Origin of the sequence: Rhizobium sp. BK491 (genome assembly GCF_014194925.1) — a bacterium.
GTDB lineage: Bacteria > Pseudomonadota > Alphaproteobacteria > Rhizobiales > Rhizobiaceae > Rhizobium.
Genome location: NZ_JACIAR010000007.1, coordinates 27691 through 43073 on the forward strand (window position 1 = coordinate 27691; position 15383 = coordinate 43073).

General features: G+C 57.8%; 12 protein-coding genes. 5 read left to right on the plus strand and 7 right to left on the minus strand.

Translation table 11 applies throughout. The annotated features are described in order from the left end of the window. Positions 1-9 precede the first annotated feature (9 nt). From FHX05_RS24855 to arcC, 3 genes are read left to right on the plus strand one after another with little or no spacing between them, the layout of a single operon-like run. A complete protein-coding gene (locus FHX05_RS24855; protein WP_183875176.1) occupies positions 10-1227 on the plus strand; it encodes an arginine deiminase in 1218 nt (405 codons plus the stop codon). 17 nt (positions 1228-1244) lie between these two features. After that, entirely contained in the window at positions 1245-2246 is a 1002-nt protein-coding gene (gene argF / locus FHX05_RS24860; protein WP_183875178.1) for an ornithine carbamoyltransferase, read from the plus strand. 1 nt (position 2247) lies between these two features. Beyond that, positions 2248-3186, plus strand: a complete 939-nt coding sequence (gene arcC / locus FHX05_RS24865; protein WP_183875180.1) for a carbamate kinase — start codon at positions 2248-2250, stop codon at positions 3184-3186. Positions 3187-3401: 215 nt separating this feature from the next. Here the strand turns inward: arcC and FHX05_RS24870 are convergent, their stop codons facing one another. From FHX05_RS24870 to FHX05_RS24890, 5 genes are all read right to left on the minus strand, one after another. After that, entirely contained in the window at positions 3402-4892 is a 1491-nt protein-coding gene (locus FHX05_RS24870; RefSeq protein ID WP_112606502.1) for an acetyl-CoA hydrolase/transferase family protein, read from the minus strand. 198 nt (positions 4893-5090) lie between these two features. After that, the gene (locus FHX05_RS24875; protein ID WP_112606504.1) at positions 5091-6356 is read right to left on the minus strand and encodes an MgtC/SapB family protein; all 1266 of its coding nucleotides are present in this window, start codon (positions 6354-6356) and stop codon (positions 5091-5093) included. A 66-nt stretch (positions 6357-6422) separates the two neighbouring features. Next, on the minus strand, positions 6423-7544 hold the full coding sequence (locus FHX05_RS24880) for an ABC transporter permease (protein WP_183875182.1): 1122 nt from the start codon (positions 7542-7544) through the stop codon (positions 6423-6425). Between the two features lies 1 nt (position 7545). Then, a complete protein-coding gene (gene rbbA / locus FHX05_RS24885) occupies positions 7546-10263 on the minus strand; it encodes a ribosome-associated ATPase/putative transporter RbbA (protein WP_183875184.1) in 2718 nt (905 codons plus the stop codon). Continuing rightward, the gene (locus FHX05_RS24890) at positions 10260-11294 is read right to left on the minus strand and encodes an HlyD family efflux transporter periplasmic adaptor subunit (protein ID WP_246699081.1); all 1035 of its coding nucleotides are present in this window, start codon (positions 11292-11294) and stop codon (positions 10260-10262) included. The genes rbbA and FHX05_RS24890 overlap by 4 nt, the downstream gene beginning before the upstream one ends. Positions 11295-11607: 313 nt before the next feature. On the opposite strand from FHX05_RS24890, the gene FHX05_RS24895 reads away from it, so the two are divergent. Beyond that, positions 11608-12057, plus strand: coding sequence for a DUF2267 domain-containing protein (locus tag FHX05_RS24895; RefSeq protein WP_183875186.1), 450 nt, complete (start codon positions 11608-11610; stop codon positions 12055-12057). A 284-nt stretch (positions 12058-12341) separates the two neighbouring features. Here FHX05_RS24895 and FHX05_RS30495 read toward each other — a convergent pair whose 3' ends face one another. Next, positions 12342-12509 (minus strand): hypothetical protein, encoded by a 168-nt coding sequence (locus FHX05_RS30495; protein WP_246699082.1) that lies wholly within the window; start codon positions 12507-12509, stop codon positions 12342-12344. A gap of 18 nt (positions 12510-12527) precedes the next feature. After that, complete coding sequence (locus tag FHX05_RS24905; RefSeq protein ID WP_183875188.1) at positions 12528-14129, minus strand: MBL fold metallo-hydrolase; 1602 nt, start codon at positions 14127-14129, stop codon at positions 12528-12530. Positions 14130-14255: 126 nt separating this feature from the next. Here FHX05_RS24905 and FHX05_RS24910 point away from each other — a divergent pair, with 126 nt between their 5' ends. Next, a complete protein-coding gene (locus FHX05_RS24910) occupies positions 14256-15089 on the plus strand; it encodes a universal stress protein (protein WP_183875190.1) in 834 nt (277 codons plus the stop codon). Positions 15090-15383 lie beyond the last annotated feature (294 nt).

A 15383-nucleotide genomic window follows, 5' to 3' on the forward strand; every position in this document is an offset into this window, starting at 1 on the left:
AGCAGCGCCATGAATGTTCTGGGGGTTCATTCAGAAGTCGGTCGTCTCGGCGAAGTCATGGTTCACCGCCCTGACCTGAGCCTTCGGCGCCTGACACCCGACAATTGCAAGGCGTTGCTTTTCGACGACGTGCTTTGGGTCAAGCGCGCACGCCAGGAGCACGACATCTTCGTCGATGCTTTGCGCGAACGCGGCGTGATCGTGCAGTCGTTGGGCGAATTGCTGACGGAAACTATGGCTTTGCCCAGCGCGCGCCGCTGGCTGCTCGATCGCCGGGTCGAATCTGCGGTTGTCGGACGTGACATGGTCGACGAACTACGCGGCTGGCTCAATGAGATGCCAGCCGATCAGCTGGCAACCTACCTTGTCGGCGGCATTGCGCGTGCCGAATTGCCATTTGAACCGCTTGGGCTCACTGGACGGACACTGGCGCCGCAGGATTTCGTGCTACCGCCACTGCCGAACCAACTCTTTACCCGTGACAGTTCCTGCTGGATCTATGGTGGCGTCTCGGTCAATGCCATGTATTGGCAGGCGCGACGGCCAGAGGCTGCAAATGTCGAAGCGATTTATCGTTTTCATCCACGGTTCGACGCAGCCGACTTCACATTCATCTCGCCTGAGAACCCGGTCACTGGAACCAGTCTTGAAGGTGGCGACGTGATGCCGATTGGCGATGGTGTCGTCCTGGTCGGCATGGGTGAGCGCACCACTCCGCAGGCAGTGGGCGCGCTTGCTCGAAGTCTCTTTGCAAGCGGTATTGCAAAACGCGTCATTGCGGCCCTTATGCCGCGCGATCGCAGCTTCATGCATCTCGATACTGTCTTTACATTCTGCGACCGGGATCTGGTGACCATGTATCCTCCTGTCGTCGATCGCTTGCGGAGCTTCTCGCTGCGGCCGGGCGATACCGAAGGTTCGGTGGATACCCGGGAGGAGACATCTCCGTTTACCGACGTGGTTGTGCAAGCGCTTGGATTGAAGAGCTTGCGTGCCGTTGCGACCGGCGGCGACCGCTATGAAGCCGAGCGCGAGCAGTGGGATGACGGCAACAATGTCATCGCTGTCGAGCCCGGCGTTGTCATCGCCTACGACCGCAACGTCTATACCAATACGCTGCTGCGCCGCGCAGGTGTCGAGGTGATCACCATCGAAGGGGCAGAACTCAGCCGTGGCCGCGGTGGCGGACATTGCATGACGTGCCCACTAGCTCGCGCCTCCCTTTAGTTGCAAAGGAACTTGTCATGCCCATCAATCTTCATGGTCGCAGCGTTCTGTCGCTCGATGATCTGGAAGCGGAGGAAATCCGTTATCTGTTGCGACTTGCGGCCGATCTCAAGGCCGCAAAACTGGGCGGTTACGAAGTGCCGCGCCTGACGCGAAAGAATATCGCCCTCATCTTCGAAAAGGATTCGACACGCACCCGAACCGGGTTCGAGGTCGCCGCCTATGACCAGGGTGCACACGTCACCTACATGGGTCCCACCGGCAGCCATATCGGCCACAAGGAATCGATGAAGGATACTGCGCGCGTTCTCGGCCGCATTTATGACGCCATCGAATATCGCGGGTTCGCGCAAAGTGCAGTCGAGACGCTGAAAACCTATTCCGGCGTGCCCGTCTATAATGGGCTGACTGACGTTTCTCATCCGACGCAAATTCTCGCCGATCTCATGACCATGCGGGAATTCACCCACAAGCATCTGTCGGACATGGTCGTGGCCTTCCTTGGCGACGGGCGCGACAATGTGGCGATGTCGCTGGCGCTCGGCGCCGCCAAGGTCGGGATCGATTTTCGCCTCATCTCGCCGACAGCCCTGTGGCCGGACCAAGCGTTTGTCGATCATGTGAAATCGGAGGCATGGAAGAGCGGCGGCAAGTTCGCTTTGATGGAACATGTCGGCTCGGGGGTGCTGGGGGCCGATTTTGTCTATACGGACGTCTGGCTTTCAATGGGCGAGAGTGAATCGGCTTGGGCGGAGCGCATCGGGCTTCTTTCTCCCTTCCGAGTTACCGCCCAGGTGATCGAGGCGACAGAAAATCCCTATGCGAAGTTCATGCATTGTCTTCCAGCGTTTCACGACACCGAGACGGAAGTTGGCGCCCGCATCGCTAAGGAATATGGCATTGATTGCATGGAGGTGACGGACGAGGTTTTCGAGTCTCATGCCTCCATTGTTTTCGATCAGGCCGAAAATCGCATGCATACGATCAAGGCCTTACTCGTCGCGACGATTGGAGGCTGACATGCTGATCGTAGCTGCGCTCGGCGGGAACGCACTTCTGCGCCGCGGCGAGCCGATGACGGCTGAACATCAGCGCGCCAATATCCGGGTCGCTGCTGCCGCCTTGGCTGACCTCATTCATGCCGGTCACTCTCTGGTCATCACACATGGCAACGGTCCCCAGGTCGGGCTCCTTGCTCTGCAGGCAGAAGCCTCCAACGGCAATGGTTTTCCCTTGGATATTCTGGGCGCCGAAACAGAGGGGATGATCGGCTATATGATCGAACAGGAGCTCGGAAATCTCCTGAAGAGCCATCAAATTGCAACCCTGCTGACCATGGCACGGGTGGAGGCATGCGATCCCGCCTTTTCACATCCAACCAAGTTCATCGGGCCGATTTATGATGCAGCGACCGCGCGACGGCTCGCCAGGGAGCGCGGTTGGAGAATTGCACCAGACGGTGAAAGCTGGCGGCGCGTCGTCGCCTCGCCAAAACCCTTGGCAATCGTCGAGGCAAAAACCATCGCCTTGCTGGTCGATCACGGCGTGACCGTCATTTGCACGGGCGGCGGAGGCATCCCCGTGATTGAGCAGGCTGACGGCAGACTTACCGGGATAGAAGCCGTGATCGACAAGGATGCCGCCAGTGCGCTGCTGGCAAGGCAGCTGAATGCCGACATGTTGCTGCTTCTGACAGATGTCGATGCGGTCTATCTGGACTACGGGACATCAAAGGCTCAAAGCTTGGGTCGCATTCCTCCGGAGATGTTATCTGACGTGAGGTTCCCACCAGGCTCGATGGCGCCGAAGGTCGCCGCCGCGATCCAGTTCGCAAAAGAAATGGATAGACCGGCCGGCATCGGCAGGTTGGAGGATGCGGGCGCCATCGCCCGCGGCGAGAAAGGAACACTGCTCGACCCACGTCTGTCGGCAAAAGCTTGCAATAGGCAGCAGGCGTAAGCCGATGCATTCCGCATGCGAGTTTCGATCTCCCGCATGGCAGCGATCAATATCGCGTGCGTCGACGCTCCGATTTCAAAAAACTCCCTGTTTCCGCAGAGATGTTTGGACGCCTCCTCTATATGGTGATCAACGTCTCCATTCGGGCATACAGATGCCGTCGAGGGGACGTCCATCGGAGGCCGATCGTGAATAAATGATCCTCAATATCCAAGCTAAGCCAGCATCCGACCGATTTCGCGCAGTGAGCTGTGCCATTTGAGTGCCTCTTCGATGACGTGCGGCGTTTGTCCGCCCCGCGCAAGGGCTCTTTTGTGGTAGTCGGACAAGGCTTCGCGGTAGGCCGGATGCACACAATTGGCGATGATGGTGGTAGCGCGTTCCCGTGGCGCGAGACCGCGAAGGTCAGCCAGCCCAGTTTCGGTCACCAATATATCGACGTCGTGTTCAGTATGGTCCACATGGCTGACCATGGGCACGACCCTTGAAATCGCACCGTTCTTTGCCGTCGATTTCGTAACGAAGATGGACATATAGGCGTTACGGGCAAAATCGCCCGAGCCGCCAATACCATTCATCATATGTGTTCCACCGACATGGGTCGAATTGACGTTGCCGTAGATGTCGAACTCCAGCGCGGTGTTGATTCCGATGATCCCAAGGCGACGAATGACTTCCGGATGATTGCTGATTTCCTGCGGGCGCAGGATCAACCGCGACTTATACGCTGCGATATCTGGAATGATCTTGCGATACTTGTCGGCGGACAAGGTCATTGAGGAACCGGATGCAAATGTGAGCTTTCCGGCGTCGATCAGATCGAAGGTCGAATCCTGAAGGACCTCGGAATACATGGTCAGATCGTGAAACGGCGTATCGATGAAACCGTGGAGTACGGCATTTGCGATCGTGCCGATGCCAGCCTGAAGCGGCAGAAGGCTGTGGCTCAAGCGTCCGAGTTTGACCTCATGCATCAGGAATTCAGCCAGATGCCCGGCAATCGCTCGCGTTTCGGCATCCGGCGGCTGAATGGTCGAAGAACTGTCGCTGTTTTGTGTGACGACAACAGCGGCGATCTTCTCCGGGAGAACCGGAATGAAAGGAACGCCAATCCGGCTGTCTGGTGCCATGACGGGAATTGCCTCGCGGCTTGGCCGGCGCGTCGGGATGTAGATATCGTGCAGCCCTTCCAATTCCTGTGGCTGCGACTGGTTGATTTCGACGACGACCTTATCGGCCAGGATCGCGAAGCTTGCCGAGTTGCCGACCGATGTCGTCGGAATGATCCCGCCGTCTTCGGTGATGGCCGTCGCCTCGATCACGGCAATATCGACCGGCGAGATCTGGCGGCTGCGAAGAAGTTCCACCGTCTCGGACAGATGCTGATCGATGAACATGACTTCGCCGGCATTGATCGCGTTTCGCAGAACCGGATCGGACTGAAAAGGCATACGGCGAGCGAGCACATGCGCCTCGACCAGGGCCTTGTCGAGATTGTTCCCCAGCGACGCGCCGGTCATCAGCGTGATCTTCAGCGGATCGTCCTTGGCGCGCTTGGCAAGCGCCATGGGCACGGCCTTTGCCTCGCCCGCGCGCGTAAAGCCGCTCATGCCGATGGTCATGCCGTCCTTGATCAGCCGGGCGGCATCGTCCGCGCTGACAATGCGTTCGAGCAACTCCCTGTTTCTTATGCGCCCGCGAAACATGGCGATCCTTCCTCAGGTCATGGATATCAGGAACAAGAGCCGAGTTTGCAACATGCGCTGCATCTCGGTCTTTCGGGGTAAATGCGACGAGAAGTCGGGACATTTTCTAAGCCGAGGACGCAATGCTACATTGATTTCCGTCAATTGAGCTCGGTGCCGGCCATGATTTCATGGGGATCGCGATGTCCCGGCCGGCGCTCAGGTCAAGGTGCCGAGCCCGCAATAGGCGGCAACGGCGACGACGAGCGCCGTCAACGTTGTCACACTCAGTGCTGTCGCGTAGGCGCGACTTCCGAACATGATGGCCAGCACCATCTTCGCTATCAGGTTGGCGGCCGCGGCCAGAGAGATCGCGATCGTCGCAACCTCCGTCGTCAGCGCCGAGCCCGCCATGCGTGCCGTCGACAGGGTGATTGCATCAAGATCGGCAAGTCCCGAAAGCAGCGCGACGACAAAGATCATCGATGGCCCGATCTGGTCGATCGTAAATTTCGATAGGAAGCTTATGACGCCGAGAAATGCTCCGAAGCGGAGAACCGTGAGCAATTCGAACGGATTATCTGGATTGATGTCGGTTGCCTTATCGTCGGCCTTCGCTCCCCTGAGCATCAGGAAGGTCGCCGAAAGAAAGACAAGAATGACGGGAACGAACGCGACAGCCAGCTTGAGAACGAGCACAGGCGCCAATATGCCACTGATGACCAGCGCCCGTCCGACGGACATTGCTCCGGCGATAGTCGCGCCGGCAACGAGGCTGTGGGTCGCCTGAGTGCTGCCGGACGATAGACGCGCAAAGGACAAGGTGACGGCGGTTGACGAAATGAACCCGCCTGCAGCGCCACTAAAAAGGATTCCATGTTTTGGTCCGGCAATGCGGACCGCCAGATAGCCGATATAGGAGATGGCGGCAATCATGATTGTCAGCAGCCATAGCTGGAATGGATTGATCGTATTCCAGGGATCGATTGTTCTGTCGGGAAGCAGCGGCAGCGCAACGAGTGTCATGGCAAGCAGCACGAGTGCAGCTCTGAATTCCAGCCATGTCAGGTTTCGCAGGAATCCATGCAGACTATGGCGAGCAGCCAGCAAGGCGGTCACCGCGACGCTGCCGGCCGCAGCAACCGTCATGTCGGAAACCGCCGCAACGACCCCGAGGACGAAGACCGCAAGAGCCGCTATGACGCTGGTGACGCTGTAATCCTGTTCCCGCTCGGCTTCGTATCTGTTGAAGACGATGAAGGCGATGCCGAACACAGTGAACACGGCAGTCGGCAGGATCGGTCCGAGCTTAACATACAGGAAACCCGCCAAGCCGCCGAGAAAGCCGGACAGGCCGAAAGTGCGAATACCGGCCGTTCTTTTACCGGGCGCCGTCTCGCGCTCCTGCCAGCCGCGCTCAACCCCGACCAGGATGCCGATGGCAAGAGCGAGGCTGAGACGCTGAAACGCTTCGATGATATCCATTTCATGACAATAGTGACGAGCGAATGCGCAAGCAATCTGGACTACTAAATTCCACTGTCAGGCACCTCACTGACCGCTGAGAAGCGACTTGCGAAAGCGCAAGGTGGCCAAGGCAAAGAATGCCGCTCCGATACCGAAGAGCGCCAGCATTTGCGGCCATATGATCGCAAATCCGGCTCCCCGATATAGCACGGCCTGCGATAAAGCGACGAAATGTGTTGATGGCGAAAGCTGCATCACATTCTGCAACCAGCCGGGCATGCTCTCCATCGGTGTTGTGCTCCCGGACAAAAGGTTCATAACGATAAGAACCGGCATCACAATCAGTCCGAACTGTGCCATCGAGGTCGAAACGGTGGCAATCAAGATACCGAGTGACGTCACCGAAAACTGGTAGAGGACGGCCGCGGCCACAAAGAGGCTTACAGATCCCGCGACAGGCACACCAAGCAGGCGCTCTACGACGACGATGAGTGAGAAGATCGCGGCGACGACGATGACGAGACCGTTGGCCCATATTTTTGCAAGCATGATCTCGATCGGGGTGACGGGCATGACGAGCAGATGCTCGATCGTTCCATGTTCGCGCTCGCGGATCAGTGCCGCGCCCGTCAAGATAACGGAGAGCATGGTGATATTGTTGATCACCTGCATCACGGCCGTGAACCATTCGGATTTGAGATTGGGGTTGAATTTCGCCCGTACGACCAGATTGATCGGTTGTTTCTGATCAGCTCCAGGCATTGCCGTCAGCACCTCCTGCAGGATGATATTCTGGATATAGGAAGCCCCATTGCCGGCCTGCGACATCGCGGTCGCGTCGATATCGATCTGGACCGATGGATGGCGTCCGGCGATCACGTCCTGCTCGAATTTTGGTGGAATCTCGACGATAAAAACGAAGCGGCCGGCGTCCATCGCAGCATCGATCTCGTCGGCATCGATCAGTTCCGGGGCCTTGAAAAAGGGTTGTAGCAAGGCATCATGCAATCTTGCAGACAGCATCGAACGGTCTTCATCGACGATTGCCACCGCGGCATTCTCAACCTCGAATTTCGCGCCCGTCGCCACGGCATAGATGGCGAAGGTAAATGTATAGACGATCAGCACGACCAGGACGGGATCGGCCTTGAGGCTGTAGAGCTCCTTGATGCCGAGGCGAAGGATTCGGAAAAGACGGGCAACCATGTCACGCCCCCCTCTTTCGCAGTGAAATAATCGCGGCCGCGGTGAACCCGAGTCCAAAGAGGCCGATCACCAACATATCGAGCCAGAGATCGGCAAAACCCAGCCCCTTTGCTACGACACCGACGCTGACCGGCTGATACCATGCCGACGGGAAGGCAAGTCCCATGAGCCGTCCGCCACCCGAAAGCGACGAGACCGGGACGAGCAGTCCGGAAAAATTCACCGCCGGGATAATCGCAATGATGGCTGTCGCAAAAATCGCGGCGACCTGACTGCGGACAAAGCTCGATATAAACAGGCCAAAACCGGTCGTGGCGAAGACATAGAGTAACGACCCGACGGTAAAGGCGAGAAGAGAACCTTTTATCGGTACGCTAAAGACAAACCGGGTCATCAAGACAAGGAGAATGAAGCTAAGGAAGGCGATGGTGACGTAGGGCAACTGCTTGCCAAGAAGAAACTCGATCTTCGTAACCGGGGTCGATTGAAAGTTGGCAATGGATCCCGTCTCCTTCTCCTTGACGACGCCGAGCGCCGTCATGATGGCGGGAATGAGCACGAGCATAAGAACGATGACGCTTGGAACAATGGCATTAGCGCTCTTGAAGGCCTGATTATAACGAAAGCGGCTTTCAATATCGATCGGGTAAACGGATGTGTTGCGACCGCTGCGGCGCGCGGCGCTGTCGGTCAGGTAGGCCGTGGCAAGTCCTGAAACATAGCCGCGTGCCGTCTCCGCACGGAAAGGCATGGCGCCGTCGAGCCAGACCGAAACTTCCGCGCGGGTCTGACGCAAGAGATCCTTGCCGAAATCGGTCGGAATTTCGATCGCCAGCTTCAATTCGCCGCTCTTAAGACGAGTCTCGAGCTCGTCGACGGAAGAGGCAGCGAGCCGCTCCTCGAAATAGCGTGAACCTTGGAAGCTCTCCAGAAGTTGCCTGCTCTGAGCCGATTGATCCTGATCGAAGACGGCAAATGGCAGGCGCTCCACATCGAAGGAGATGCCATAGCCGAAGGTCAGGAGGAGGATTGCGGGACCTAGAAATGCGAAGGCCAGACGGGTGGGGTCACGGCGTATTTCCAGGGTCTCACGCCATGCGTATGCCCACAATCGGCGAAGGTCGAAGATGCCAGGCTTTGGGACGACGACAGCATTGTCAACCGTTGCAACCGCCTCCGTGTCGTCGCTTCCCATTCCCGCCGCCGTGAGCACGTCGATGAAGACATCTTCCAGTGTCTCTCGACCGCGCTGCTTCTTAAGCTCTGCTGGATTGCCGACGGCAAGCACCTTGCCTTCGTGCATCAAGGAAATTCGATCGCAGCGTTCGGCCTCGTTCATGAAATGCGTGGACAGAAAGATCGTTACGCCATCTTTGCGTGACAGTGTCAGGAGCGAACGCCAGAAAACGTTGCGGGCAACCGGATCGACCCCGGATGTCGGCTCGTCCAGAATCAAAATCTCCGGGCGGTGTATGACCGCCGCAGCAAGTTGCAGGCGCTGCCGCATGCCAAGCGGCAGGCTTTCCGGGCGACTGTCCGCAACGCCTGCAAGTTCGAAGTCGACCAGCATTTCCCTCACGCGAACCGCCGCCTGTTCAGCGGGAAGGCCAAATAGCTGCGCATGCAGTACCAGGTTCTGGAGGACCGTGAGCTCCCCATAAAGAGAAAAGGCCTGAGACATATAGCCGACACGGCGGCGCGTTTCCAAATCTCCGGCTTTAAGGGGCTGACCGAAGAGGCGTGCTTCGCCTTCGCTTGCAGGCAGCAGACCGGTCAGCATCTTCATGGTCGTACTTTTGCCGCTACCATTCGAGCCGAGAAAGCCGAAAATCTCACCCTTACCGATACGAAAGCTTACGTGATCGACGGCTGTGAAATCACCAAAACGTCGGGTAAGTCCCTCTGCTTCGATGGCGGGTGCGCCGTCTTCCACCGGGCGCGAGATAACGGGAAGCGGCGCATCAGCCCTGCGCATCTCCTCCGGCAAGAGCGCAACAAAAGCACTTTCCAGTGAGGATTGCCGCGTGTTCTGCTTAATCTCTGCGGGGCTTCCAGTTGCTATCACCCGACCTCCATACATGGCGGCAAGCCAATCGAAACGTTCGGCTTCCTCCATATAGGCCGTGGCGACAATGACACTCATTCCCGGCCGGCGCGCCCGCATGCGTGCGATCAGCTCCCAGAATTGTCGACGCGACAGCGGATCGATGCCGGTCGTCGGTTCGTCGAGAATAAGAATATCCGGATTATGAATCAGAGCGGCGCAGATGCCCAGTTTCTGCTTCATGCCGCCGGACAGCTTACCAGCGGGGCGGTTTCGAAACTGAGCAAGTCCGGTGATCTTCAGCAGCTCGTCCGTGTGTTCCCGACGCTCATTGCGATCCATTGCAAAGAGGCGGCCGAAGAAATCGAGATTTTCGGCAACGCTCAGCGTCGGATAGAGATTACGCCCCAGACCCTGGGGCATGTAGGCGATGCGGGCGCCGACGAGACGGCGCTGATGCGCATCGGCCATATCGCCGTCGAGGACGTGGATATTCCCTTGTTGCAGCCTCGTTACACCGGCAGCGAGCGCGAGCAGCGTCGACTTTCCAACGCCGTCCGGGCCAATCACGCCCGCCATGCAGCCGGCCGGAACTACGAGATCAACCCCGTCGAGTGCCACTTTCTTCCCATAGCGATGCGTAACGCCGGCGAAGCTGATAACTGCGCCCATCATTGGGGTAACTTCACGGCGAGTTGCGACGGCCAGGGAGCAGCTGGGTCGGTGCGCACGTAACCCACGCCCCGAACTCCTGTCTTCACCCGCGTTTCGTACTGCTTCAGCAAATCGGACGCGATACGGAGCTTGACACGAAACATCAGCTTCTCGCGTTCATCCTCGGTCTCTACTGTTTTCGGCGTGAACTGCGCCTCCGCGGCGACGAAGGATATGGTCGCGGGCACGACGTAGTCGGGAGCTGGATCGAGAATGATGCGTGCCTCATCACCAAAAGCGAGACGCCCAGCGGTTCGTGCCGGCAGAAAAACCGTCATGTAGACGTCCGCCAGATCGAGCAGCGTCGCAACCGGCGCCCCGGCTGCCACCACTTCGCCCGACTGCACCAACTTGTATTCCACACGCCCTCGTCTGGGCGCCTTCAGGATCGCATCGTCGAGTTGCGAGCGAATGCGCGCCACCTCGGCGCGAGCGGCATCCAGGGCGGCTTGAGCTTCATCACGGCTTGCAAGCGCGGAACGGGAGGTGGCCTCGGCAACGGCAAGCTGGCTGCGACGCAGGTCGAGTTGTTGCCGTGTACCACTTCCCGTGGCGCTGAGATCGAAGGCGCGGTCAAGCTCCTGATGCGCGAGCGTGAGTTCGCTCTGACGCTGCGCAATAGTCGCCTCGGCGCTCGCCACACCGGTTTCGGAACGCCGAACGTCCGCCTCCGCACCAGAAAGCTGCGCGTCGAGCTCGGACGTGTCCATGCGCGCAATGACGGCGCCAGCATCGACTATCTGTCCCTCCTCAACAAGAATATCAGCGACACGACCAGCGAATTTCGCGGACACCAGAACCTGCTGTGCCTCGATGCGACCATTGGACATCGCAATGCCGGCCGGCTGTTGGTTACCATGCAACTTGCTCCAGAGCTGCTGCATGTGATCGCTAAATGTTGTTGCATCCCGCGCCGCGACCTCGCGACTTCCTGCATTTAGGCTCAGGACCGTAACAACGGCGAAAAAAAGAGGGACGTGGGATTTGTACAAGTACCGGCTCCCGAAGAACGAATTGGATGGGTGCTGCCGGCGTGGCGAACCACTCAGGCGCTCCGTTCATTATTCACGGGTGGGACTCCCCATCATTGACGTAGATCATCTGCTGAGTGCAAACGTCGCCGTCACTCATTGTTCGATCCGATCCGTGAAGAAAGATTTTCCACCTTTGAGAAGAGATTTCGGCTGACCGGAAACAGCAAGGCTTCGCCCCAACATCCCGCGCGAATAGAACCGTGGCGTTGATCCAGGACAATGCGCATCATCGGGAATTCGGTGACGATAGTCTCGATCAAGGAGGCTTAGCATGAACTTTATTCCTTCCCAGACCTTCTCGGATTCTGCGCACCAAGCCGAAACATGGGTCGTAGAATTGTCCGAATATCTCCATTGCGAACGGAATGAGGCCTATGATTGCCTGCGCTCCGTCCTACACGCGCTTCGAGATTCAATAGGCCAGAAGGCAATGGCTGACTTCTCAGCGCATCTGCCGCCATTGATCCGGGGACTATTCTACGAAAACTGGCAGCCTGAACACACCCAACCGTGCTCAAATAGAATGGGTTTCTTTGAGAGCATTGGCACGCGATCAGTGAGGCCAAATAACGTAGGCGCCGAGCAGGCAGCACAGAATGTCTTCAAATTGCTGGATCATCGCTTGAGCCCACCTGTGATCAAGAAAGTCAAGCTGGCGATGAATCCGTCCCTTGGGTCGCTCTGGCCCGAGCACCCACAGCAATCAGATAGCGCCGCGTAGCTTAACGAGACGAATACCGGCAAACTGCGATTTGAGAAACGCATGGGCTTGCCGCGCTGCCTTTATTCCGGCCGATTGCTGCCGTGCGATGTCATTTCATGCTCGCTATGCGCCGCAATCGGCGGACAGTCTCGCAACCACCGGACTTCGCGGTGGTATCAACCTGGTTGCCTGCGACTTCGGCTGCCGCATCAAGCAGCTCCAAGGCATATACTACCGCCGCATCGCTGTCCTCGTGACAAAGGCTTGCGCTTGCGCAGCGCGCATCAAGGGCTTGTCTGATCCTATTCTTGATCGAAAGCATTCCCTTTGCTGCCGGAATGAGCCGAAAGCTCATGCAGGTAACTTGTGGCGACAATCTCCGACGCGATGAGCTTGCCCTCGACCTCTCCGAGTGTCGGAATGGCAAATCGCTGCCCTCCCCTTCTGCAATCGCGATCCGTCATCAGCATGGTCTTACTCCTTTGTGGCTAGCTTGGCCGCCCGTCTTCCTCAATAGCTCTTTTCACGCGCCGAAGAATGACGGCGCGCGCTTTCCGGTCGGCGGTTTGACGCAACCGCTCCTCCAGATCGAGGACGATCGATTGATAGTCATTGTGCCAATCCGAATGGCCGACATCCTGGGGTACTAGGCGCGGAGGCGGCGTACCGCGTGCGAGCGGTACGGCAGCTGTTTTCGTCAGGCTGTAGCTGTCATCGAGCGATGGCACGATGATGGTCGCTTCCGGCTTCTCCACCAACAGACGAGATTTCAGACTGTCGCGCGCGGCAGGCTCGCCGTGAACCAGAAACAGCCCTGAGCGAATCGGCTCTCTGGCGTCTATCCAAGCTTTCAATTCGCTGGCGTCGGCGTGACCGCTATAGGCATCCAGTGATCGCACAGTCGCACGGACGATGATTTCTTCCCCCTGGATTTTTACGGTGCGCGCGCCGTCCTCAAGAATTCGCCCGAGTGTGCCGGCTGCCTGGAATCCGACGAACAACACCGTGCCTTCATCGCGCCAAAGCCAGTTCTTGAGACGGTGACGAATACGGCCGGCCTCACACATGCCGCTGGCGGCGATGATGATATGGAAGCCGCGAATGAGGTCGATTGCTTTTGATTGCTCGGCCGTTTCCGTAAAGCGTACATTTTTGGCACTCAGTGCTTTGATCAGTAGGTCGCCGTTGGGGATGGAATGCGCATGCTGCTTGAAGATTGCGGTCGCGCGCGAAGCCAATGGAGAGTCGATGACGATGGGACAGCGGGATATCTCACCCGCATCCATCAGCACATTGATATCAGCAAGCAATTCCTGAGTGCGTTCGACGGCAAATGATGGGATCAGCAGAGCGCCGTTGGGATGATAGGCCTTGAGAAGGATCGCGCGAAGTTGCTCGCGACGAGCGACGTCGGAAACTTCGTCTCGTTCACGATCCCCATACGTGCTTTCGCAGATGACATAATCGAAGTCCTTGGGAGCATCCGGCCGGGCCTCCAAAAGCTTGTGTTGCGGACCGACATCACCGGAAAACAGTATGCGGATGGGGCCATTTTCGGTCGCAAGCTCGATTTCGACCGAAGCCGAACCGAGCAGATGTCCGGCGTCCCAAAGCCGAAATCCAAGTCCGCCCTCCAATCTCTGCCATTCTTTATAGGCGACCGCTCGAAACTGCATCATCGCGGCACGCGCGTCTTCTGCGGTGTAAATGGGTTGCAACGTATCGCGCGATCTATGGCCGTGCCGGCGATTCAGCTGCTCGACTTCTGATTCCTGAATATGTCCAGAGTCTTGCAGCATGATCGAACACAGATCCAAGGTCGCCGGCGTGCAATGGATAGGCCCTTCGAAACCGGCTTTCACCAATTTCGGGATAAGTCCCGAATGATCGATATGCGCATGGGTCAAAATGACGGCGTCAACCAGAGACGCATCGAACGGGAACGGCCTGTAATTCAGTTCTTTCTCGGTCTTGGAGCCCTGGAACATGCCGCAATCGACCAATGTGCGGGTACCGCGGTGCTCAAGGACAAAGCACGAGCCGGTTACCGATCCGGCCGCACCGTAGAAATGTAAAACTGAATCCGTCATCTGGTTCCCTCGCATGCGTCCAACCTTATGCGCGGCCGATCGGGTTCGCTTTGCGGAAGATCAAGGAAATGAGGTTGAAAGTGAGGCTTGCTGTCCTTTCCTCCAACCAGGAAAAGCGATCCGACCATGTCCATCAAAACCGTCTTGAGTATCCTCGACGTCAGTCAATTCAAGGATGACCTGAAGGGCGCCGTCGACTTTTGCCAAACGCATGGTGCCCATCTTACCGCCTTGGTGGTTTCGATGTGCGCCACGCCTCCGCTCACCACATATGATGCCCTCTCCACGATCAGGCTCGATGAGCGGCAACGTGAAATAGATAGATTGACCGAAAAGGCAGCCGATATCAAAACGCTGCTCAGCGGGAGCACGTCCTCCTATGACGTGCAGGAAATCTACACGGAATTTGCCTGGGCAGACGATGATATCGCCGAGCGAGCTCTTTATGCCGATCTTGTCCTCATCGGTCCGGAGGCCGCCCGCAACGAGGAACTTCGGCGAAGAGTGATCGACGGGGCGTTATTTCAGTCGCCCACACCGGTGCTTGTCACCCCGAGCGATAAGATGGTACGGCTTCCGCCGAAAACAATTTTGCTGGCCTGGGACTCTGGCGAGGAGGCAGCGCGCGCGGCGCGCCAGTCGATCGACTTCTTGCAAGCCGCCGGAACGGTGCATGTCACACTTGTCGATCCTCTTGCTGCGCGCTCCGTCAACGGCGAAGAGCCTGGCGCAGATATCGCCGCCTTCCTCGCGCGACATGGTGTCAAGGTCGATGTCGACTACGTTGCGAGCGGCGGTCGATTGGTCGATGAAACGTTGCGACAACACGCCGCCGACATCGCAGCCGACATGATCGTCATGGGAGCCTATAGTCATCCACGCTTGCAGGAACGCCTGTTCGGCGGAGTGACACGATCGATGCTGAAAGACTCGGACATACCGCTGTTTCTTGCCCACTGACGGCAAATGCCAATGCTGTTTCCCGGCATGCTTCCTTGAGGCCTGCCCAGCATTTTGTAGACATCGCATGATCGACAGATAGCGCATAAGAGAGCAAATGCGGCCAGTCAGCAATCGACTGAAGACAAAACTTGACAGCCCCTGATCCGAGCACCGGAGGATCCCGTTCCAGCCTACCCGGGTCTACCCGCCGGTCCGACCGACCCGGCGAAGTTCGCCAAGACACGGTTTCGTCTTTGACCCAGCGCAATGACACCACACGCCGGATTGACGAGATTTGGTTTGAGGCGCGAG

Coding starts and splice junctions, on each gene's coding strand:
- FHX05_RS24855 (WP_183875176.1), top strand. CDS start 10: ATGAATGTTCTGGGGGTTCATTCAGAAGTCGGTCGTCTCGGCGAAGTC.
- argF (WP_183875178.1), top strand. CDS start 1,245: ATGCCCATCAATCTTCATGGTCGCAGCGTTCTGTCGCTCGATGATCTG.
- arcC (WP_183875180.1), top strand. CDS start 2,248: ATGCTGATCGTAGCTGCGCTCGGCGGGAACGCACTTCTGCGCCGCGGC.
- FHX05_RS24870 (WP_112606502.1), bottom strand. CDS start 4,892: ATGTTTCGCGGGCGCATAAGAAACAGGGAGTTGCTCGAACGCATTGTC.
- FHX05_RS24875 (WP_112606504.1), bottom strand. CDS start 6,356: ATGGATATCATCGAAGCGTTTCAGCGTCTCAGCCTCGCTCTTGCCATC.
- FHX05_RS24880 (WP_183875182.1), bottom strand. CDS start 7,544: ATGGTTGCCCGTCTTTTCCGAATCCTTCGCCTCGGCATCAAGGAGCTC.
- rbbA (WP_183875184.1), bottom strand. CDS start 10,263: ATGATGGGCGCAGTTATCAGCTTCGCCGGCGTTACGCATCGCTATGGG.
- FHX05_RS24895 (WP_183875186.1), top strand. CDS start 11,608: ATGAACTTTATTCCTTCCCAGACCTTCTCGGATTCTGCGCACCAAGCC.
- FHX05_RS30495 (WP_246699082.1), bottom strand. CDS start 12,509: ATGCTGATGACGGATCGCGATTGCAGAAGGGGAGGGCAGCGATTTGCC.
- FHX05_RS24905 (WP_183875188.1), bottom strand. CDS start 14,129: ATGACGGATTCAGTTTTACATTTCTACGGTGCGGCCGGATCGGTAACC.
- FHX05_RS24910 (WP_183875190.1), top strand. CDS start 14,256: ATGTCCATCAAAACCGTCTTGAGTATCCTCGACGTCAGTCAATTCAAG.